Origin of the sequence: Paenibacillus sp. LBL (assembly GCF_029893715.1) — a bacterium.
In the GTDB taxonomy this organism is placed as follows: domain Bacteria; phylum Bacillota; class Bacilli; order Paenibacillales; family Paenibacillaceae; genus Paenibacillus_AQ; species Paenibacillus_AQ glucanolyticus.
The window spans coordinates 253266-275349 of record NZ_JARXYU010000007.1; the positions used below are offsets into that span (position 1 = coordinate 253266).

Genomic DNA, 22084 nt, shown 5'->3' on the forward strand with positions numbered 1-22084 from the left:
CATTTTTTTATATGATAAACGACCATTCGAGAGTCGCTTACATGCTCACTTTAACCATGGCAGGTCTCAATACTTTGTCTTTCAGCATGTAGCCCTTCTGCACTTCCTCGACCACGATGCCTTCCTCGAATTCATCGCTTTCCACTTGCATTATCGCTTGATGAAACTCCGGATTAAACGGCTCGCCGATACTGTTCATCGCCGTCAAGCCTTCGCTTGCCAGAACGGATTCCAGTTGACGGAAAATCATGTTTACCCCTTTGGAGAAGGATTCAAACTCCGGATTGTCACCGGATGCCTGAAGGGCACGTTCAAAGTTGTCAATCACGGGCAGAAGCTCCGTAATGAGTTTGGAGGAAGCATATTTACCAAGCTCCTCTTTCTCCTTCTGTGTACGCCTGCGGAAGTTATCGAAATCCGCTTGCACTCGCAGCGCACGCTGCTGATGCTCCAGCACTTCAGCCTGAAGTTTCTCAAGCTCGACAGAACCAGCCTCATCCGAAGATTCCGTTACAGGAATCTCCTGCTCAGGGGTTACTTCACCCTCACCCGGGCCTGGCGTGTTCTCCAACGTTTCTTCTACTATTTCCTCTGATACTGTATCTTGAACGGCATCCTTATGCTCATTATTCAAGACGCCTTCACCTCCTTCATATTCTAAACCAGGTTGTCTGTGATTCATTTATGGGATTACGTTATTCGCCTATTTCCTTCATCTTGATTACATGATGAATCCGAAGCACGGCAGCCGCTACTTCGCCGGCTGCCCGCAGTCCGTGAAGTTTGACCGGAGCCGGATCAAGCACCCCAAGCTCCTCATAATCCACAACACGGCCGCTGTCACAATCAATACCCATACTATCGGAGATGGCACGAATTTGTGCTGCGCGCACTTCCTCCATCTTCTCAAGCGGATTGTAACCGGCATTCAGAAGGATCTGCGACATCGGCTTGCGCAGCGCCGCCGAAACGGCCTCCATCCCGAAGGCTTCCATGCCTTTCTGGGCCTCCCGGATCCGTTCCAACTCGTAGGACACGGCAAGTTCGCTTGTCCCGCCGCCTGGAAGCACCCCGCCGGATACGGCCGCCTGCAGAGCCGATGCTGCGTCTCCCGCGATTCGGGCGGCCTCGCCCACCACTTCAGAGGTGCTTGCACCGACAATGACCGTCACAATACGGTCTTGATTGCCGCATGCAAGCCGGATCTTCTCAATCCCTTCATCATAAGAGACACGCGGGGTATGGCCCAGAAGAGCCACAAGCTCCTTCGAGTCTTTATGTAACGCCTTCCGGCGTATGGGAGTAGCCCCCGTCATGTCGCTTACCCGCCGAAGATCCGCACGCGATACGCGCGGCACAACCATCATGCCGTGGTCCAGGCAGAACTGCTCTGCATCGGGGTGGATTCCTTTTTCAAGCAGAATGAGTTTTACGGACAACTCCGACATCTTCTCTAAATCCGAAGCGAACACTTTCCTAAGATCCATATATTGCGCAAACCCGGCTTCCGTTGTCAGCGCCTCTTCGTCTATCTCATCCGGCTCCAGGGAATCGAACAGCACAAGCACCTTGGCATCATCATATGATTGTGATTCGCGGGCGAAGATCGGCCTCTGCCGCAGCAGAACCCCTTCAAACACTTCATTCTCGGCATTCTCCAGAGCAATTATACTGTCTGCAAGCGAGTAGGAAGGGTCCTGGAGCCGATTAATTCCGGCCTTGTACGCAGCCTGCATGATTAATTCCACAATGTCCTTGCGTTCACGGCCAGCAACGTACACCGTCCGCTCAAGCAGCGGATCGTCCAGTCCGTCAATGACCCGAACCCGGTCAGATAACAACCGCAAAGACGTCTCGATTCCCTGGCGCAGACCCTCCACCACCTTGGAAGCCGGGACACCCCGCGTAATGCGGGATACGCCTTCCTGTACCAGGGCACCTGCAAGCACGGTAGCGGTTGTGGTGCCATCCCCGATCTTCTCCTGCTGGGCACGCGCCACCTGTATGAGAAGGCGGGCTGCCGGATGGGTGACATCCATTTTATCCAGAATCGTGACACCGTCATTGGTAATGACGACTTCACCGCGAGGACCCACCAGCATCACGTCCAGCCCCTTGGGCCCAAGAGTACCTTCCACAGCGGACGTGACAGCCCGGACGGCATTACTATTGTTCAGCAGCGTAGAGTACCGCTCATCTCCATCCACTTGGCTATGTTGTCCTTGGCTCATCTGTCTCACTCCTTTATTTGTACCAGTGTGACAGCAGCTTCGTCAGGTCATGGGATAATACATTCAAGATGCCGATCACCCGTGCATATTCCATTCGTGTAGGGCCGAGTATTCCGATGGAACCAAGCGCTTTGCCATCGATGGAATAGGTAGCCGTTATTAAACTGCAGTTGGAGATCGCTTCATGCGTATTCTCCGTACCTATCTTCACCTGAATGCCGTGCTCCCCAGGAGCCGGTGCCATCAGCTTCATCAGGGCGGGCGTCTGCTCCAGAAGCTCAAATATTTCCCTTACCTTATCCACATCCTTGAACTCGGGCTGATTCAGCATATGGGTGGTACCGCTAAGATACACACCGCGGTGGTCCGGTTCGTTATTAAGCGCAATATCGAGCATGCTCATGAGATCCTCGTAATGCGAAATATGCCGCTGCATTTCCTCGCCAATCTCCGTATACAAACGGGTCTTGAGTTTATATAGAGGCACGTTGACAAGTTTCTTGTTCAGAAGGTTCACCACTTGCTCCAATTCCGAAACGGACACGCCCTTGGGAATGGAGACAATCTTGTTCTCAACTTGCCCAGTGCTGGTTACGATGATCGCTACGGCCTGGTCCTCATGAAGAGGAAGAAGCTGGAAATGACGCAAAGACGTATGAAAAACTTCCGGTCCCAGCAGGATGGAAGTGTAATTAGTCATCTGAGACAAAATGCCGGCTGTATGCTGAATCATCTGCTCCATCACGTTCAGCTTTTCTGCAAAAAATGATTTCATCAAATGCAGCTCCGCAGCGTTCAAGGAAAACGACGACGCGAGATGATCAACATAATAACGATATCCCTTATGAGACGGAATTCGTCCAGCTGACGTATGAGGCTGCTCCAAAAACCCGAGTTCCTCCAGATCAGCCATCTCATTTCGAATGGTAGCCGGACTATAACCCACATCCCCGCGTTTGGAAATGCTTCTCGAACCTACCGGCTCGGCAGAACGGATATAGTCATCCACAATGGCATTCAAAATCATGCGCTGACGATCTGTTAACATGTCGCTCCCCTCCTTGCTGACTGCTAAATTTCGCTTTCGTTAGCACTCATCGTCATCGAGTGCTAACCGATATAACAAAAATACCAAACCGACCTGAGGATTGTCAAGTCAGTTCAGTACTTTAAGAACAGCTATTTCGTCACAGGCGTGCTGCTTCTTGCAATGGATGCAGTCGGTCCACACCTTCTCCGGGAAAATCTCCTTCTCAACGACGTCAAAGCCGTTTTTGATGAAAAAGGATACCTCGTACGTCAAGGCCATCACTTTCGGAAGCTCACGACGCTTCGCCTCTTCCAAAAGGGAATCCACCAGCATCGAGCCGATGCCCTTTCCTTTATAACCTTCAGAGATGCCGAGTGATCGGATCTCAACCAAATCGGTTCCGAGCTGACACAATGAACCACAGCCGATAACATGTCCTTCGGATTCCGCAACCACGAATTCTCCGATCTGTTTCTCCAGCACTTTTTTGGACCGGGGCAGCATGATCCCCTTCTCGGCATATCCCTGAATCATCTGATACAGCGGCTCGACATCCTCAAGCTTTGCTTTTCTGCATACCGCCGACATGTTGTCCGTCTCCCCTTTACACGCTCCGTCATGTTATGAATAAATATACAACAGAGCGCATATAAGTTCAATAGATTAATTTGTCGACAGACTCCCTATAAATTCGGCGAACACATCGTTGCCAAACAGAATTCCTTTGCTGCTCAGCTTATAGCCGTCTTCCGTGGAATCCAGAAGCCCAGCCCCCACCATTTTATCCAGCGGACGGGCGAATTCCTGCTCCATGGGAACACCGAATTGCTGCTGGAATCGGGTCCGTGATACACCGTCCAGCACACGGAGTCCAACCATCAGGAAATCCTCCATCGCTTCTTCCCTTGACACCTCAAAGCTTTCCAGTCTCGGGAGTCCTTTGTTGGCTGCTTCATTATAGGGATTGACCCCTTTGATGTTCACGTGACGCTGACGGCCTACATATCCGTGCGCTCCTGCGCCCAGTCCATAATAATCCTCGTTCCGCCAGTAGGTCATGTTATGACGGCTCTCAAATCCGGGTTTGGCAAAATTGCTGATCTCATACTGCTTATATCCGGCCGCCTTCATCCGTTCCATTAAGAGAAGGTACATATTCAGCTCGTCCTCCTCGTCCGGAAGCGGCAGCTGGTTTCTCTGGTACATCGTATGGAACAATGTGTTCTCTTCCACCTTCAGGCTGTATATCGAATAGTGAGGGAGCCCCAGTGCCAAGGCCTTATCCACGCTTTCCGCCAGCATCTCCAGCGTCTGGTTCGGAAGTCCGAACATCAAATCGATGGACATGTTGTCAAAGCCTGCTTGCCTGGCGTTGTCCAGGCTCCGGTACACGTCATCCGTATCATGGATTCTCCCGATGCCAGTCAGCAAGCTGTTCTGGAAGGCCTGCACCCCGAAGCTGATCCGGTTCACGCCGCCTTCACGCATGACGGACAATTTCTCCAAATCCGTAGTACCGGGATTCGCTTCCATCGAGAACTCAATGTCCTCCGTCCATTCGGGAAAATGCCGCCTCACGCTTTGCAGAAAATACGCCATTTCATTCGGCTTGAGGACCGTCGGTGTTCCTCCCCCCACAAATATGCTCTTGATGATGCCCGGAGGATTGGCCTTAACGGTCAGTTCCATTTCCTTATCCAGCGCATGCAGATAATCCATAACCGGCTGATCCTTTAATACATAGGAGTTGAAATCACAGTAAAAACATTTATTGGTGCAGAACGGAATATGGATGTACACTGCTTCCGTCCGTTTATCGATTGCCATCATTCTTTTTCTTGCCCCCTCATGTGCAGCCTCCTGCACGACTAACTTAAGTAATTACAGATGTTCATTCTCTACTATAACGCTACGCCTCTTGTAATGAAAGAAAGGAAAGCCGAGAATCGGCTTTCCCATCATTTGCATTGGTGAAGCTAAAAAGACTGGTGGCTTCGCTGAGACTAAACACACGTCCTGCTGAACCATCCGATTACTAGTCGTCGATTTTCAAGACGGCCATAAAGGCTTCCTGCGGCACTTCGACGCTGCCGACTTGCTTCATCCGCTTCTTGCCTTCCTTCTGCTTCTCAAGGAGTTTCCGCTTCCGGGAGATGTCACCGCCATAACACTTGGCAAGTACATTCTTCCGCATCGCTTTCACCGTCTCACGGGCAACTACCTTGGTACCCACGGAAGCTTGAATCGGCACTTCGAACATTTGGCGAGGAATCAGCTCGCGCAGCTTCTCGCAAATGGCCCGTCCGCGGTGATACGCGCGGTCCTTGTGCACGATAAAGGACAAGGCGTCCACTTGTTCGCCGTTGAGTACAATATCCATCTTCGCCAGATTGGATTTACGATATCCAGACACCTCGTAATCAAAGGAGGCGTACCCCTTCGTGCTGGATTTAAGCTGGTCGAAGAAGTCGTAGACAATTTCCGATAACGGAATTTCATAGGTAATGGTGACGCGCGTTGTGTCCAAATATTCCATGTTGACGAATTCGCCGCGTTTGTTTTGGCACAGTTCCATGATCGACCCTACATAATCGTTCGGCACGATAATGGCCGCTTTAACATAAGGCTCTTCAACATAATCAACCTTGCCAACCTCAGGATAATGGGAAGGGTTATCGATCTGGATCTGCTCCCCGTTCGTCAGCGTAATGCGGTATATAACGCTTGGCGCGGTCGTGATCAGCGGTATGTTAAACTCGCGTTCAATCCGCTCCTGGATCACATCCATATGAAGCAGGCCCAGGAATCCGCAGCGGAAGCCGAATCCGAGTGCACTGGACGTCTCCGGCTCAAAGCTGAGCGATGCATCATTAAGCTGCAGCTTCTCAAGCGCCTCGCGCAGATCGTTGTAGTCTGACGTTTCGATTGGATACAATCCGCAGAACACCATCGGGTTGATTTTGCGGTAACCCGGGAGCGGCTCGGCTGTCGGACGCTTGGCATCCGTTACCGTATCGCCGACCTGCGTATCGCCTACACTCTTGATGCCCGCTACAATGAAGCCGACATCTCCGACGTTAAGCTCGTCCACGATGGACATGCGGGGCTTAAATGCACCCACTTCAATGACTTCGAAAGATTTGCCGGTCGCCATCATTTTGATTTTGGAGCCTGCCTTAATGCTTCCGTCGATAACACGCACATAGACGATGACACCCTTATATGGATCATAGTGGGAGTCGAAGATCAGCGCTTTCAGCGGTTCTTCCGGATGGCCCGTAGGTGCCGGTACTTTCTGCACCACCTGCTCCAAAATCTCCTTGATACCGATGCCCGCTTTGGCGGAAGCCAGGACCGCATCGCTGGCATCAAGCCCGATGACATCCTCGACCTCTTGCTTTACGCGCTCAGGATCGGCGCTTGGCAGATCGATTTTGTTAATGACAGGCAGGATTTCAAGATTGTTATCCAGTGCCAGATATACGTTGGCCAGCGTCTGGGCTTCGATACCCTGCGCAGCATCAACAACGAGCAGCGCGCCCTCACAAGCAGCCAGGCTTCGGGATACCTCATACGTAAAGTCGACGTGCCCCGGAGTATCAATCAGATTCAATATGTACTCCTCGCCGTTATCGGCTTTGTAATTTAGGCGAACCGCCTGCAGCTTGATGGTAATACCGCGTTCTCTCTCCAGATCCATCTGATCCAGAACCTGCTCCTGCATTTCACGCGAGGTTAATGCACCGGTATACTCTAATATACGGTCAGCAAGTGTCGATTTCCCATGGTCTATATGTGCAATAATGCAGAAATTACGAATTTTTTGTTGTCTTGCTTGTACGTCTGTCATGCCTAACCCCCAACAACCACCAGATGTTTGAATCAACTTATTATACCAGTTGAGGGGATGCACAGCAATGCTGAGAAAAAGGTGAATTTAATCCGTGATGGATCCGAACATCGACACCACCCAGCGTATGCTCTGGTCAGACAGCTGCTGGAGCAGTCCTGCCGTCTTGTCCGCAAGCACATCCGCAGGCGGTTTTGAGCGTTCGGGCAGCAGAATATCGCTGGGTGACGGCTCGAATTCAGGCTCCGATGCACGGACTTCCTGTTCCTGAGCCGTGGACTCTGATGCCGCCGGGGTCTTGCGCGTCCCTCCCCAGCCATTCCCTCGGGTTGTCTCGCCTTGCGTCTCTTGAACATGGCCTTGCTGCACATTCTGCACAGCTGAAACGCCGTCTGCCGGTACAGGCGCTCTTGACCCTCCAAGCTGCATGCCGACCAATATGCCGATGCCTGTCCAAATGATAAGAGCCACAAACCGTTTCCCCATTCTTGACATCATAAGTCCCCCTCCGATTTCACGTGTGCTCTGCCCTGTATTTGCCAAGGCAGCTTTCAGAACTTAGCCTGCCTTGGCTGCTTTACGCTCAGTGTCCGCAGTGCCGCTTTCTTTGGTTGGCGCTGAAGCGGCACGTTTGTTCGCTGGATCACTGTCTTTTTTCACGCTGGCTTTCTGGGCCTCCTGCTCCTGCCAATACACATCTGCAATAATATCCGCCAACGCTTCAGACGTACGCTGTAATTCTTCCTTGGTGTTGTCGATCCCGCCGATTTCGATCAGGATGCTGTTCGGTGACAGGGATTGGTTGTACTCCCCGTTTCCTTGATCTGCGGATTTGCCCCACACGCCCCGTGAGACGCCGGGATAGGATTTCTCAAGCTTGGCATTGATTTTACTTGCAAACTCCTCGTTCTTTCTCCAGTTCTCGTTCGCATGACCGATAATGAAGTAGACCTTGGCGTAGTTCAAACCGTTCACGGTGGCTGTTGTTTTGTTGTAACGCTGCGAATCGCGGTGGATATCGATCAGATAGTTGATGCCGTCATTCTGGGACATGGCTTCCATGACCATCTGGCGGGAGTATTTATAGGAATAGTTGTAGTTGTACCCCGGTACGGTAGATTGATAGTCACTCTTGTCATGCAGGGTGCCAATCCCGTTGGCCTCAAGTCTTTTGCTTAGAAAACTGCCCACCAGCATAACGTTTTTGCTCGGCGATACCGCCCCCGGATTATCGGATGGATGCGTGAGCAGCGGGTTATAGGCCTCCTGCGGATGCGAATGATAGATTAATACAGCCTTCTTGCCGCCTGTGGTTTTACCGTCCTTGGATGTGTTTCCAGGTTCATTCTTGCTGCCAGGCTCTTCCTCGGCCCCTTGATCCGGCCCGTCTTCACCGCCTATGCCGTTGTCGCCCTGCTCTCCTTGCGGCGGTTCCTCGCCCGTAACCCCCGGGTTCTCTTCCGGCTGTTCCGCTGCAGGATCCGGCCGGTAGTCCGCCGGGGCTTCGCCATCCTCATTGCCAGAGCCGTGGGACAGCTGTACCGGTTGATTGGCCTTCATACCCGGAAGCTCACCCGCGAGAAGGCTTTTTGGATCTTTGGGATTCACACTCGTGAGCAGTTCAAAGACGAAGGTCGACATTTTATCCCCGGAGAAACTTGAAGTCTCTTTCGAAGCCGTCATATGCGGCATTTCCATTCCGATCATATCAATGAAAAAGTGGCTTGATAGGGAAGCGGCCAAACCTTTCATCGACGACACAGGCGAGGAATTCATCCGTTGCTCCGCCATCCCGCCGAGCCCTAGTAAAATAAAAAATATAAGAGAGCCCAGCATTAATATGACTAACGTTCGCCCCATGCTCAGACCTTCCATCACCTTGCGTTTCAGTCGGGCAATATTCCATATACGAAACTTGCGATTGTTCATAACGAAGTCCTCCTCGGTTCGCCGGGAGCTATCAGGCCATCTACTCGCCGTTCCCGCGACTCTGTAATCTCTTATATTCCAAATCTATGAACCGAGGAGAATCGATAGAACTAGATCCATGGAAAAATATAAAAGCTCCGATAGATTCGGAGCTTTTATAGATTGGAGCTAGTGGGTGTACGCCCCCACATTACCGGGATCCACGGCCTCATGGAGCGCCGCGTTTAACCCCGATGCCACGATATTGGCAATATCCTCGATAAACTCGTCAATTTCCTTCGGCGTAACGATAAGGTCGTGGCCCAAAGGCTCCAGTACTTCCTTCACGAGCGCAAGCCGCTCCGCCTCCGATATATCATGGAGCATGCCCATGATCTTCCCGGTCTCCGGTGCTCCCTCGCCGAAATGTGACTTCATCATTTCAATCGCATTATTTACGATAGTGGAGGCATAACAGACCGTTGGCACTCCAATCGCAATGCAGGGGACGCCGAGTATGTCCTGCGTCAGACCCTTGCGTTTGTTGCCAACGCCCGAGCCGGGATGGATTCCGATATCCGCAATCTGAATGGTCGTGTTAACCCGCTCCAGTGAACGCGAAGCCAGTGCATCAATAGCAATGATCAGGTCGGGACGGGTCTGCTCCACAATGCCTTGCACCGTTTCGCTTGATTCAATCCCCGTCAGACCGAGGACGCCGGGTGCAACCGCACTGACCTGGCGATAGCCTGGCGCTACACGATCAGGCATGAGCTCAAAAAACTGACGGGTCACCATCACATTCTCGACAACGAGTGGTCCCAGCGAATCCGGGGTTACATTCCAGTTGCCAAGCCCCACAATCAACACACTCGCCTTAGGTCCGATTCCGATTCGAGACATAAACGCCTCAAACTCGCGTGCGAACACAACCGATACCTGATCCTGCAGCTCTGTATCTCCCTTGCGGAGATCGGGAACTTCCAATGTGACGTAGTGACCCTTCACTCTTCCGATCTTTTGGGAGGCAGCTTCGTTCTCTACGTCAAGCCTCGTAATCTTGATTCCGTCCTCCTGAACCACATCTTCCAGCAAACCCGGAATGGCTGGACTGCCTGCGCCACCGGCCAGTTCTCTAGATTCCACCGCGAGGTCCGTTCGGACCGAATATTTTTGAAGATCCAGATCCATCTAAATTCACACTCCTCCTCATATTGCTAATAGTGTGCGAGAGTAGGGGGGAGTTTATGCAGAAGTCCGAATGAGTATTGCTTTTTGTCCACCCCCATGCTAAAATATTTTAAGTTGTGAATCATTTCGCTCTATTGAAATGCCTTACAGGAGGTGAATGTAATGCCAAACATCAAATCCGCGATTAAACGTGTAAAGACAAGTGACAAACGCCACGCGCTTAACATTTCTCAGAAATCCGCGCTTCGCACAGCTGTTAAAACTGCTGACGTAGCGTTGAACGGTACAGAAATCGAAGCTGCTAAAGCTGCTTTCCAAGCTGCTTCCAAAAAGCTTGATAAAGCCGTTACGAAGGGCCTGATCCATAAAAACGCAGCTGCCCGCAAGAAATCCCGTCTGGCGAAAAGACTGAACGCTCTTACGGCTCAAGCGTAAGTAACGTTTGTTGAATACGACATTGAAAAAGCCCTGAACAGTTCACGCTGCTCAGGGCTTTTTGTGGAGATAAAAGGAGCATACGCTAGTGATAGCCGCACGCTCCGATCTCGCAATAACATTCAGGTGTGTCGTTGAACAAATGACTATGCTCCAAGCCTTAATAGAAACAATTCAATCCCCAGCACCTTATCCACAGCCCCGGTCTTCATCTGATAATCCAGATTAGCCAGATGGTTCAGTATGCCTTCCAGACGAGCCGTCTCAAACTTACGGGCCTGTTCTCCGGCAATCTTCACCGCATAGGGATGCAGTCCGATCGTGGATGCAATCTGCTGCTGCGAGTAGCTTTGGGTGGATAAGGTCTTCACTTGCAGAATGATTCGGAATTGCCTTGTGATCAATGCAGCAATCTTGATCGGCTCCTCGCGTTGTTTCAACAGCTCGTAATAAATACCGAGTGCCTTGTCCATCCGGAGATTTGCGATATCCTCGACCAATGCAAACACATTCTGTTCCGTGCTTCGAGCCACCAGCATATCCACGGTTGCGATATCAATGCTTCCGCCTGAACCCGCGTATAAACACAGCTTCTCGATCTCGCCCGACAAGGACTGCAGGCTGGTTCCGGCATTACGAACAATCGCTTCAGCCGCACCCTCACGCAGTGTGCAGCCGCTTTGCTTCACCTGCTTGTCCACCCAGCGGAGCAGCTCTTCCCCGCCTAAAGGCATGAAGGACAGCGCTACACCTGTCTTCTTCACGGCTTTAACTACCTTTTTGCGCTCATCCAGCTTCTCTTGGCCCACCATAAAGACAATCACACTATAATCAGCAGGATTGGTCAAATAATCCAGCAGTGCCTCTGGACGATGATCCACTTTCCCGTTATCTTTTGCAGCGGTAAAAAAAGACGTATCCCGGACAAATATCAATTTTTTCTGAACCATAAAAGGAACCGTCTCCGCCTCTTCCACAACGGCTTGAATCGAAGCTTCCCCTAAATCCATATGAATCAGGGCAAAATCACGGTCTTCTTTCGGGATCAGCTGGGCTTCCAGAAATTCGGCGAATTCCTTCATTTGAAATTTCTCGCTGCCGTACAGCAAATAGACGGAAGACACATCTCCCTGCTTGACCGCCTTGGCCGCCGCTTTGGCATCCATCGGCGTCCCCCCTTTCTACACTGTACACTATACCAAAAAAGAGGGCCCAAAAGCGATAGATGACCGGCAGAATTATGAGATCTGCTTTTTGAACAAACGGCAACAAAACTAGAAGGATTTCGCAAATCATCATCAACTCGCTTGCGATATCAAATCTTGCGGCAATTGGATGTCCAATCAATCCGGAGTCCTCAAAAAAACAAAGAGACCTCGGCTTTAGCAGCGGCAAGGTCCCTTCGTCCCAACACATCTATATAAACGCCGGCAAGAATGCTCTAGAAACACCCCGCCGCCGGTCATACGACTGTGGTTGGTATAATGCTCTCTCTAATATATAGTGTATTCATATCTCCCGGCATTGGTGCGCCGATTTCATTATCTATATATATATTTCTATTGCTTCGGCTTCTTCTGTTGTGTGGCAGCAGGCGGCTCGGTCTTCTCTATGGAATAAACAGATTCAACCAATTCGCTGTTCATCTGCACTTTGTACTTAAACGTCAAGCCATCCTCAGACCATTGACCGGATACCCATTTGCCGCTGAGTGGAATCTTCTCAAGTGTTTCCATCGCTTCTGGCGACGTATTGCTTCCCGAAGGCAGCCGATAAATGACCAGCTGATCCAGCTCCAGCGAAGCCCTGTACAGACCGTCCGGAGATGACCATTGCTCCGGCATCATCGCAATTCCCATTGACCGTTCGGAAGATTCAGCACTTCCGGCTCCTGCATCTGCTGAAGGATCATTGCTTGGAGACAGCGTCTCTGGCTTCGTATCCGCCGACTCGGAAGGCGGGGTCTGCCCATTCACTCCCTCATTATTCTGTTGAGGTTCACTGGCTGGAGGGGCAGACGGACTTGTAGCATTGCTTTTCGGTACCTCATTGTTGCTCGTTGCAGGTTGTTCTGGCGCTTGAGGTACCCCTTCATTGTCCTTTTTCACGGAAGCATCGGGTGCCGGCGTTTCTTCCCCAGTTTCCTTAGGGGCGTCCGACGGCTCAGCTGTTCCCTTGGTTTCATTCGGATCCGGATCGGATTCGGTTGACGATTCCAACGCCGAGCTTTGAGTGCTGTCGGAAGGGTCGCTCCCCTCCTTCTCCGTGCTATTGGCCGCTGTACCGCCATCGGTAAACAGCTGCGGCGTACCTTGATCCTGGATCTCGGTCGATTCCTCTGTCGATCCAGCGCTTGTCGTACTTGCCTCTTCATATGGAATTTCCGCATCGGATAACATCTTCGGCTCATTATTGAATATGGCAACGCCAAGTATAAGCACTGCGGCAGCAGCTCCGATGGCCGTTCTCCCGCCAACCGTACTCCACCAGCTGCCTGCACGTCGTGGACGCCGAATTTCCGGCATCATCTCTGCAGGCTCCTGGTTTTTTACGGCTGGGGGTATGACAAGGTTATGGCGATCACGGTCAATAGCATCAAGTCTCGGCATGATAGCATCTACCAGACTGACAGGCGGGGTTACGGCCGGAAGATCCTCAAGCTCTCTATTCAATGATTTCAATATATTAAAGGTCTCCGCACACATGGGACACAGAGCAATATGCTGATACATTTCGGCCGTCTCATCGGAAGTAAGGTCCCGGTCCAAATACCGGTGCATACGTTCCACCACCTCTTGGCAATTCATCCTGATACACCACCTTTCTGATGCTCTTGGAGCATATTCTGCAGCTGCTGCCTGGCCCTGAACAAATAGGATTTCACCGTATTGAGCGGGAGGTTCAGACAATCAGCGATTTCGTTGTAGGATAGGTCCTGCAAATATCTTAAGACAATGACGGTGCGATGATGATCCGGGAGTTGATTAATGGCCTCCTGGATATCCTGAGCGAGATAACCCGACATCACTTCCCGTTCTACATCGAGATTATCCCGAAACACCAGATCATGTTCATCGATGGAAACCGTCGGCTTCGTTCTGCGGAATTTATCAATGCATATGTTGGTTACAATTCGCTGGACCCATGTCTTGAACTGGGCCTTCTCCTCGTAGGAGTTAATCTTCGTATATACGCGTATTAGTGCTTCCTGGGCTGCATCCATGGCATCCTGTTCATTGTTTAAAATATAATAAGCAGTTCGGTAAACATGTTGCTCAATTTCTCGCAATAGGGTGATTAGAGCGTCGCGATCGCCCGATTGAGCGGCTCTTATGAGTCCCTGCTCCACCACAGTGGATCCCCCTCTCCCTGCATACATACAGACGGATAGAATAAAAAAATGTTGCAGTATGTAACCTATTATTTTTTTCAGGAAACTTCATCTAACTATACCAAATATAAAGTTTATAGTCATCTGCTGCAATTTCCTATATAGATCATACTACGATTCCGGGTCTCAAGGACAGCCGTGCGCATTATGGAAGCTTCGTGCGGATCTCAATATGGTTCTCCTTCATCCTCATCTGGACTTCACCATGAAGATTGGTCTGATAGATGACCGACCCGGACCGTTCCAGCCGTCCTACCACATCCGGATGCGGATGCCCGTACATATTGTTAACACCAGCAGAAATTACCGCCGTCCTCGGCTTCCAAGCATTCAGCCATGCCGCCGATGTCGAGGTTTTGCTTCCATGATGGGCAACCTTCATGACATCAACCGGGTTATCGGCTTGGAGTCCCGATCCTTCGTGCAGCAGTTCCTCCAGATGCAGCAATATTTTCTGTTCGGCAGCCTGATCCGTATCTCCGGTAAATAACACTCGGCTTCCATTCATCTGAAGGACAAATACTAGTGAAGCATGATTCTGTTCCTTAATCAACGGTAATGAATTTATGGTTTCTCCACTTTCTGGGAAAATAGGGAACAAAAATTGTATGTCCGTGTACTTGTCAACCTTCCAGGGTCCCCGCTCGGCGCCAGCCTGATATATCGGAACATTCCGTTGTACGGCAGTTGACATCAGCTCCCGGAAGGAGTCAGAGTCGGCCAAGGTCCCGTTAAAAACAACCGATTTCACAGGAATTTCCTTCAGTACGGCCAAGAGACCACCAATATGATCCTGATCACCATGCGTCATAATGACGGCCTCAAGCTGGTGAACCCCCCTTTTTTTTAACAAAGGCACCACCACTTTCTCTCCCACTTCGAACGGCGCTTTTCTTTCCTTCCAGGCATCCTTTTCCTTGCGAAAATTCACCGTTCCGCCGCCGTCAATAAGAATATGCTTGCCTTCCGGAGTTGTTACCAAAATCGAATCCCCTTGTCCAACGTCCAAAAATTGCACCAGACCTGCCCCACCCATGGAAGGGGATTGATATCCGGTATACAGCAGTGCACCCAAAACCACGGACAGCAGCATGATCACGGATCTTACCGCATAGCGCTCGACATAATGACTTGTTGTAATGAACCCCCTCCATCGCAACGAGCCAGCCCATTGATCCACAAGCGGAAACACGGCAGTCGGTTCAGATAAGTCTGCTCTGCTGTTCAAGGAATCACGACCTTCCAACGGAACCGTGTCATCGGAGTTATTCATCGCTGCTCCTTGATGCTCTGACTTCTTCTTCACAATCGAGAGCAGTACATACAGGACAACATAGTACGCCAATATCCAGGCCAGCGAAGGAGATGGCCACAACGTCATAAAAGCAGAGGAGGCATTCATCCATTCAACGATACGAAATGTCAGCTGATTCAGCCATTCGGTTATATTCGCCAGCCAGCCTGCTCCCCGCATCCATACCCAGCTGAGCAGCAGGGACACCATCCCTAACGGGAGAACGATCAGACTTATGACGGGAACGAGAATCAAATTTGCGATGACAGACAGGAGCGATACCTGATTGAAATAATAAATCGTGAGCGGAAAAGAGATAAGCTGAGCCACCACCGTAATGCCTACAGTGCCCGCAAGCCAGCGGGGCATAAATCTCAGCAGCGGCATCAGCTTCGGCACGAAAATCATCAAGCCTGCAGTCACGATGAACGAGAGCTGGAAGCTGACGTTGACAAGAAAATACGGGTTCCACAGCAGCATGGCAAGTGCCGCAGTACTAAGAATATGCAATCCGTCCTTCAACAGCCTTCGCCTCGCAGCATACAAGCCGATCATGCCCATGATTCCCGCACGGACGATGGAGGGACTCGCCCCGGTAAGCAAAACATAGACCGGTATCAGCCACATGACCACGGTGAGCGAAGTCTCTCGCGTCATTCGAAGGGTCGTGCACAAGAATAAGAGACAGCCTACAACCACGGCAACATGCATGCCTGATATCGCAAGAATATGTGTTAAACCCAAGCGGGAGAACTCCATAAATGTATCGGGATCCAGATCATCCTGATTGCCAATAACAAGTCCCTTCATATAACCTGCATGAACTCCGGTGTATAATTGCTCCAGCTTGCCGCCGAGTGTATCTCGGGCAGAATCATTCCACCTGAGAATATGGCTTAAGCTCCAGCCGTCAGGTGGTGTGATCTGCGCTTGGTCGGCGCCCTTGACCTTGATGATCCAATGCATATTCTGGGTGCGCAAATATTGAAGATAATCAAAACCGTCAAAATTTCGCGCTTCACCCGGTTTTTGCAGTTCTCCGGTTAACTGTATATGATCTCCGCGCTGCCACTGGCCTGCTATATCCAGCTCGGACTTGTCCAATAATCTGACTTGAACCATAACGACATCATGCGTCTTTAGATCCTGGTCATTGTCCTGGTGAGCATGAGTTTTCATGTGGGTTGATGTAGACTGCCTGAAACCAAGATCAGCCTTCTGCAGCGAAACTTTGAAATCGGCCCTGTCTCCATCCACCTCCACAGGCGAAGAAATCACGCCCTGTGCGGTCACAGGATAAGTATCCACTGTCTCTGCTGCGGGAAGTCGCAATTCCAAATCACTTACATTTAACGCGTCGTGCCATTCCCAGTAGATGGTAGAACAACACAACGAGCACAGCATGCAGAACACAAACAAAGGTCCCGTGCGTCCCCAATGACATACAGCCAGCAGCAGGAGCATCAGCCCGGCAGCAATCAGGGCCAGTCTCCATCCATCGTACATACATGCAGCCCCGCTGCCCATAACCCATATAACAGTAAACACAAGTAACGGCCTTCGCCTCATAATTGGTATATCCTTTCGTTGTCATAACAAAAAAAGAACCTGTGCCTGCATATCGCAGCCAAAGGTTCTTCCTTTGTGACTTCCTATTTCGCATCCTATTTCATAGAAGTATTACGTAGACATCCTTCACGCATCATTCCGCTACAGTCATTAATGTCTCTCGTGGGGGCTCGTACGACTCAAGCTGCCGGAACAAAATCCCCTTCTGTTCCATCATGCGAGACACCTTGCCCGAATCCTTCGGATACGAGCGGTGGAATACCACTTCGACAATGCCGCTGTTAGCCAGCATATTCGCACAGGTCCAGCAAGGCTCATCGGTCACATAGACCGTGCTGCCTTCCCTGTCGATCCGGTCTGTGAACAGCAGCAGGTTTTGTTCGGCATGAATGGTGCGGATACAGCGCTGTTTTTTCACCATGCGCTCCTGGCCATCCTGCACAACCAACTCGTAATCCTCCGCTATCATACAGCCTGCTTCCGAGCAGTCAGGAACCCCCATCGGCGCGCCGTTGTATGCTGTACCGAGCAGCTTTTTCCCCTGCACCAGCACCGCCCCAACATGACGCCGCGGGCATTGGGAGCGGGTAGAAACCATAAAGGCAATATCCATGAAATACGTATCCCAATCTTTACGTTGATCTGCACTCATCATCTGTCACCTGTTTCTTATCGATATCTCCTTTATTGTAGCACATAGCTAAAGTCCAAAGTAAGGCTTCATCTTCTCCAGCATTTTGGGTCCAATGCCTTTGACATTCATTAAATCCGCTATACTCCGAAAAGGCCCAAACTGCTTCCGGTAATCGATGATGGCCTGGGCCTTGGCTTCCCCGATGCCGGGGAGTTCCATCAGAGTCGCTGCATCCGCCGTGTTCACATTAATCAATCCGGACTGTACCGAAGACGACGGCGAATCCACGGCAGACTCACTAGCAGAAGCTCGTTGCTGCGTCTGCAGAGCGCCACCATCGGTCTGGGAGGAGCCCGAAGAGGATTCGGGCTGGACAGAAGCCGGAGGCGACGTTTCGCCTGCGGAACCGCTTACGGTAGCAGCACCTTGGCTGCTGCTTAGTGAGAGATCCTTCGTGTTGCCCGCAGGCTCGCTTCCTGTATCAGGGTCCGCCTTCTTCGCAGCATCAGGAACGTCACCAGCCTCTGCTGGAGCAGCATCTTCCACGGCGCCGTTCCGGGAGTTCGCGGAGGACGTCTTCATTCCCTTTTCTCCTTCAACCCCCACCACTTGCTCCAGTTGGTCGTTTAACGGCTGCCAGCCCTCGATCCCCTTGTCGGTGCCGCCTGCAAACAAAATGAATCCGCAACCTGCGATGGTTGCCGCAAGACTCCAACCTAATGATATCCGTTTCATTCATGACCTCTCCTTATCATAAAAATTCATATCCATTGCGTTCAAAAACAGAATACTTGCATTCTCTCACCGAAATCACATGAAAAACCGTCATGCATCGGCATCTTCCCCGCATACATTAACTTAAGGACGGTACATTTCTGCCGTAAAGCGCGAAAGGAGGGAACGTACACATGAAGGTCGGTTTTATCGGTACGGGCAGCATGGGAAGTCTGTTGATCGAAGCCTTCATTCAATCGGGCGCACTCCTGCCTGAGCAGATTCGAGTCAGCAACCGAAGTCCTGAAAAGGCGCAGAAGCTGGCAAAGCGACATCCCGGTTTGACTGTATGCAGCTCTAACACAGAGACAGCTTCACAGAGCGACCTGTTCTTCTTATGTGTCAAGCCGCTGGAGTTTAAAACGGTCATCAGCGAGATCAAAGATCAGCTGGAAGCCCGGCAAATCGCGATATCCATCACGAGTCCGGTGCAACTGATCCATTTGGAATCAACGCTGCCATGCAAGGTGGCGAAAATCATACCGAGCATCACCAACATTACCGGAGGCGGAGCATCGTTATGTATGTATGGTTCCCGAATAAAAGAAGAAGACAGGCAGCTTATAGAAAGCCTCCTGTCTTATATCAGCAGGCCGCTCGAGATACTGGAATCGCACACGCGAATCACTTCCGATTTCTCCAGCTGCGGGCCTGCTTTTTTAAGTTTATTCATGGAAAAATGGATCGACGCTGCCGTTGAAATGACCGGTATCGACCGTAAGACCCTCAATGCATTAGCCGGTGAAATGCTGCTTGGCACCGGCAAGCTGCTAACGGAGGAGGGCTTCTCCCCCGAGCAGCTGCAAGAGCGGGTGGCGGTTCCCGGAGGCATCACCGCCCAGGCTTTGACACTGCTTGAGTCAAACCTGAACGGACTGTTCTACCAATTGATCCAGACCACACACGACAAATATGAGGAGGATCTGGCAAAACTGGATGCTGCCTTCGGTTTTACGATTAACCGGCCACGATATTGACCAGTTTACCCGGTACGGCAATGATTTTGCGTACACTCTTTCCTTCCAGCGCCTGCTTGACATTCGGAAGGGAGAGGCTATGTTGTTGCATGGCTTCTTGATCCATGTCTTTCGCGATTTTGGCACGTTCTACGATTTTGCCGTTGACTTGAACAACAATCTCAACTTCTGCCTCTACGGTCCAAGCCTCGTCAAAATCAGGCCATGGCTCATAGGTTACACTCTCGCTGTAGCCTAAACGGCTCCACAGCTCTTCAGCCAGGTGAGGCGCAAGCGGGGAAAGCAGTTGAACGAAGCTCTTCATGGCCTTCCGTGGAAGCTCATCCGTCTTGTATCCCTCGTTGATGAATATCATCAGCTGGCTGATTGCTGTGTTAAAGCGCAGATGCTCGAAATCATCGGTCACTTTCTTGATCGTTTTGTGCAGCGTACGTTTGAATTCGTCCGTACCCTCGCCCTCAACGATTCTAGGATTCAATTGACCGTCGTCACCGATGAACAGGCGCCATACACGGGAGAGGAAGCGATGCGTTCCCTCAACGCCGTTGGTGTTCCATGGCTTGGTCGCTTCCAGCGGCCCCATGAACATCTCGTATACGCGCAGCGTATCGGCTCCATACTCGTTAACGATGTCATCCGGATTGATGACATTGCCACGGGATTTACTCATTTTTTCATTATTGTTGCCAAGAATCATGCCCTGATTGACAAGCTTCTGGAATGGCTCCTTCGTATCAACAACACCCAGGTCATACAATACTTTGTGCCAGAAGCGCGCATACAGCAAGTGAAGCACGGCATGCTCCACGCCACCGATGTACAAGTCAACCGGAAGCCACTCCTTCTGCTTCTCCTTGGAGCACAATTCATCATGGTTGTCAGGATCGATGTAACGCAGATAATACCAGCAGCTGCCTGCCCATTGCGGCATCGTATTGGTCTCGCGGCGGGCTTTCATGCCGGTTTCAGGATCTACCGTTTCCACCCACTCCGTAACGTTAGCCAGCGGTGATTCACCGGTACCGGACGGCTTGATCTGATCGACATCCGGGAGAAGCAGCGGAAGCTGATCCTCCGGCACGGTCTTCATCGTTCCGTCTTCCAGATGCAGGATCGGAATCGGCTCGCCCCAATAGCGCTGACGGCTGAACAGCCAGTCACGCAGACGGTAAGTTACCTTCTTCTGACCCTTGCCCTCTTTTTCCAGCCATTCATTCATCGCTTGAATAGCCGCTTCATTATCCAGCCCGTTCAAGAAACCGGAATTCACATGCTCGCCACTGCCGGTGTAAGCTTCCTCCTCGACATTTCCACCCTGAACGACTTCAATAATCGGAAGACCAAACTGTTTGGCAAATTCCCAGTCACGGCTGTCGTGACCCGGAACCGCCATAATGGCTCCTGTTCCGTAACCTGCCAGCACATAGTCCGCAATCCAGATCGGCACTTTAGCGCCGCTCACCGGATTAATGGCGTATGCTCCGGTAAAGACACCGGTTTTGTCTTTTGCCAAATCCGTCCGCTCCAGATCACTTTTGCGGGAAGCCTGAACTTGATAAGCCTTCACCGCTTCGCGCTGATCCGCTGACGTAATTTTGTCCACAAGGTCATGCTCCGGTGCCAGCACACAGTAGGTAGCGCCGAACAGTGTATCCGGGCGGGTTGTAAATACCTCCAGATGGCCATCGTAACCCTCGATGTCAAAACGAACCTCGGCACCCGTGGATTTGCCAATCCAATTGCGCTGCATATCCTTCAGGCTTTCGCTCCAGTCCAGCTCATCCAGATCCTCAAGCAGGCGCTCTGCATATTCGGTAATACGCAGAATCCATTGACGCATCGGCTTGCGAACGACCGGATGTCCTCCGCGCTCACTCTTGCCATCGATGACCTCTTCGTTCGCCAGCACGGTACCGAGTGCTTCGCACCAGTTAACCGGCACTTCAGCCACATAAGCCAAGCCGCGGTTATAGAGCTGGATAAAGATCCACTGGGTCCATTTGAAATATTCCGGATCGGTGGTGCTGATCTCCCGGTCCCAGTCATACGAGAATCCGAGGGATTTGATCTGGCGCCGGAACGTATCGATATTTTGCACGGTGAACTCGCGGGGATGCTTGCCTGTGTCCATCGCATACTGTTCTGCAGGGAGTCCGAAAGCATCCCATCCCATGGGATGCAGCACATTGTAACCTCGCATCCGTTTGTAACGGGACACGATATCTGTTGCCGTGTATCCTTCCGGATGCCCTACATGCAGGCCTACGCCGGATGGATATGGGAACATATCCAGTGCGTAAAACTTCGGTTTGGATGATGCCTCTTCGGTTTTAAACGTTTTTTTCTCGTCCCAGTACTGCTGCCACTTCGGTTCGATGGCCTGCGGGATATAGCCGTGGCCGGTTGTCTGATTGTCCGTCATACTTCAATGCTCCTCCTTCACATTCGAGAGACAAGGCCTGATGCCATTGTCCAAAAACAAAAAAACCTCATCATCCATAGCGTTGATCGCTAGGGACGAGAGGTTTGATTCCCGTGGTACCACCCTAGTTAGCCAAAGGCATACTTTGCCTTTCACTCCCTTTGCATCCTTATCGCGGATGAGACGACAATGCTTCATCGGCCAGTTGCTGAAATAGCCATTCAGCGGCCGGGTTAACATCATTGCTCCGAGGCGAGTTCATTCCTATCGTCAACCGGTTTTCACCAAACACCGGCTCTCTGCATGATCGAATGCGGAAGTACTGATCCTCATCATCGCTTTCATATTACCATTTTAATGTGGCTATTATACCCAAAA

Annotated in this window: 18 protein-coding genes and 1 other annotated feature; of the genes, 2 read left to right on the plus strand and 16 right to left on the minus strand. The window is 51.1% G+C overall.

The features are described from left to right. Positions 1-37 precede the first annotated feature (37 nt). The 9 genes from grpE to gpr all read right to left on the minus strand — a co-directional run bounded on the left by grpE (position 38) and on the right by gpr (position 10210). Entirely contained in the window at positions 38-634 is a 597-nt protein-coding gene (grpE, locus tag M2277_RS17625) for a nucleotide exchange factor GrpE (RefSeq protein WP_152827240.1), read from the minus strand. A gap of 61 nt (positions 635-695) precedes the next feature. Next, positions 696-2231 carry a TCP-1/cpn60 chaperonin family protein gene (locus M2277_RS17630; protein ID WP_152827238.1) on the minus strand — a complete coding sequence of 512 codons (1536 nt, stop codon included), beginning with the start codon at positions 2229-2231 and terminating at the stop codon, positions 696-698. A 13-nt stretch (positions 2232-2244) separates the two neighbouring features. After that, a complete protein-coding gene (gene hrcA / locus M2277_RS17635) occupies positions 2245-3279 on the minus strand; it encodes a heat-inducible transcriptional repressor HrcA (RefSeq protein WP_006209001.1) in 1035 nt (344 codons plus the stop codon). Between the two features lie 108 nt (positions 3280-3387). After that, the gene (locus M2277_RS17640) at positions 3388-3849 is read right to left on the minus strand and encodes an N-acetyltransferase (protein WP_036644473.1); all 462 of its coding nucleotides are present in this window, start codon (positions 3847-3849) and stop codon (positions 3388-3390) included. 75 nt (positions 3850-3924) lie between these two features. Beyond that, a complete protein-coding gene (gene hemW, locus M2277_RS17645) occupies positions 3925-5091 on the minus strand; it encodes a radical SAM family heme chaperone HemW (protein ID WP_006208999.1) in 1167 nt (388 codons plus the stop codon). A gap of 205 nt (positions 5092-5296) precedes the next feature. Further along, a complete protein-coding gene (gene lepA / locus M2277_RS17650; protein WP_006208998.1) occupies positions 5297-7111 on the minus strand; it encodes a translation elongation factor 4 in 1815 nt (604 codons plus the stop codon). Between the two features lie 87 nt (positions 7112-7198). Then, positions 7199-7609 carry a hypothetical protein gene (locus M2277_RS17655; protein WP_063478935.1) on the minus strand — a complete coding sequence of 137 codons (411 nt, stop codon included), beginning with the start codon at positions 7607-7609 and terminating at the stop codon, positions 7199-7201. 60 nt (positions 7610-7669) lie between these two features. Continuing rightward, complete coding sequence (locus M2277_RS17660) at positions 7670-9040, minus strand: stage II sporulation protein P (RefSeq protein ID WP_063478934.1); 1371 nt, start codon at positions 9038-9040, stop codon at positions 7670-7672. Positions 9041-9208: 168 nt separating this feature from the next. Continuing rightward, positions 9209-10210 (minus strand): GPR endopeptidase, encoded by a 1002-nt coding sequence (gene gpr / locus M2277_RS17665; protein ID WP_036644484.1) that lies wholly within the window; start codon positions 10208-10210, stop codon positions 9209-9211. 162 nt (positions 10211-10372) lie between these two features. Between gpr and rpsT the strand changes: the two genes are divergently transcribed. Beyond that, entirely contained in the window at positions 10373-10645 is a 273-nt protein-coding gene (rpsT, locus tag M2277_RS17670; protein ID WP_006208995.1) for a 30S ribosomal protein S20, read from the plus strand. 146 nt (positions 10646-10791) lie between these two features. On the opposite strand, the gene holA is transcribed toward rpsT, so the two are convergent. The 6 genes from holA to M2277_RS17700 form a co-directional block, all read right to left on the minus strand. Continuing rightward, on the minus strand, positions 10792-11811 hold the full coding sequence (holA, locus tag M2277_RS17675; protein WP_063478933.1) for a DNA polymerase III subunit delta: 1020 nt from the start codon (positions 11809-11811) through the stop codon (positions 10792-10794). Between the two features lie 393 nt (positions 11812-12204). Further along, complete coding sequence (locus M2277_RS17680; RefSeq protein WP_063478932.1) at positions 12205-13452, minus strand: zf-HC2 domain-containing protein; 1248 nt, start codon at positions 13450-13452, stop codon at positions 12205-12207. Continuing rightward, on the minus strand, positions 13449-13997 hold the full coding sequence (locus tag M2277_RS17685) for an RNA polymerase sigma factor (protein ID WP_036644490.1): 549 nt from the start codon (positions 13995-13997) through the stop codon (positions 13449-13451). Before M2277_RS17685 ends, M2277_RS17680 begins: the two co-directional genes overlap by 4 nt. Before the next feature lie 184 nt (positions 13998-14181). Further along, positions 14182-16836 carry a ComEC/Rec2 family competence protein gene (locus tag M2277_RS17690; protein WP_280755262.1) on the minus strand — a complete coding sequence of 885 codons (2655 nt, stop codon included), beginning with the start codon at positions 16834-16836 and terminating at the stop codon, positions 14182-14184. Positions 16837-17032: 196 nt separating this feature from the next. Continuing rightward, positions 17033-17551: a deoxycytidylate deaminase gene (locus tag M2277_RS17695; protein ID WP_006208991.1), complete on the minus strand. Its 519-nt coding sequence runs from the start codon at positions 17549-17551 to the stop codon at positions 17033-17035. Positions 17552-17599: 48 nt separating this feature from the next. Beyond that, the gene (locus tag M2277_RS17700; protein WP_280755263.1) at positions 17600-18268 is read right to left on the minus strand and encodes a ComEA family DNA-binding protein; all 669 of its coding nucleotides are present in this window, start codon (positions 18266-18268) and stop codon (positions 17600-17602) included. 173 nt (positions 18269-18441) lie between these two features. Here M2277_RS17700 and comER point away from each other — a divergent pair, with 173 nt between their 5' ends. After that, positions 18442-19284, plus strand: coding sequence for a late competence protein ComER (gene comER / locus M2277_RS17705; RefSeq protein WP_036644497.1), 843 nt, complete (start codon positions 18442-18444; stop codon positions 19282-19284). Here comER and leuS read toward each other — a convergent pair. Continuing rightward, positions 19265-21706 (minus strand): leucine--tRNA ligase, encoded by a 2442-nt coding sequence (gene leuS, locus M2277_RS17710; RefSeq protein WP_063478928.1) that lies wholly within the window; start codon positions 21704-21706, stop codon positions 19265-19267. The genes comER and leuS overlap by 20 nt on opposite strands. Positions 21707-21794: 88 nt before the next feature. Then, positions 21795-22051 (minus strand) — a binding site (T-box leader). Between the last annotated feature and the right edge of the window lie 33 nt (positions 22052-22084).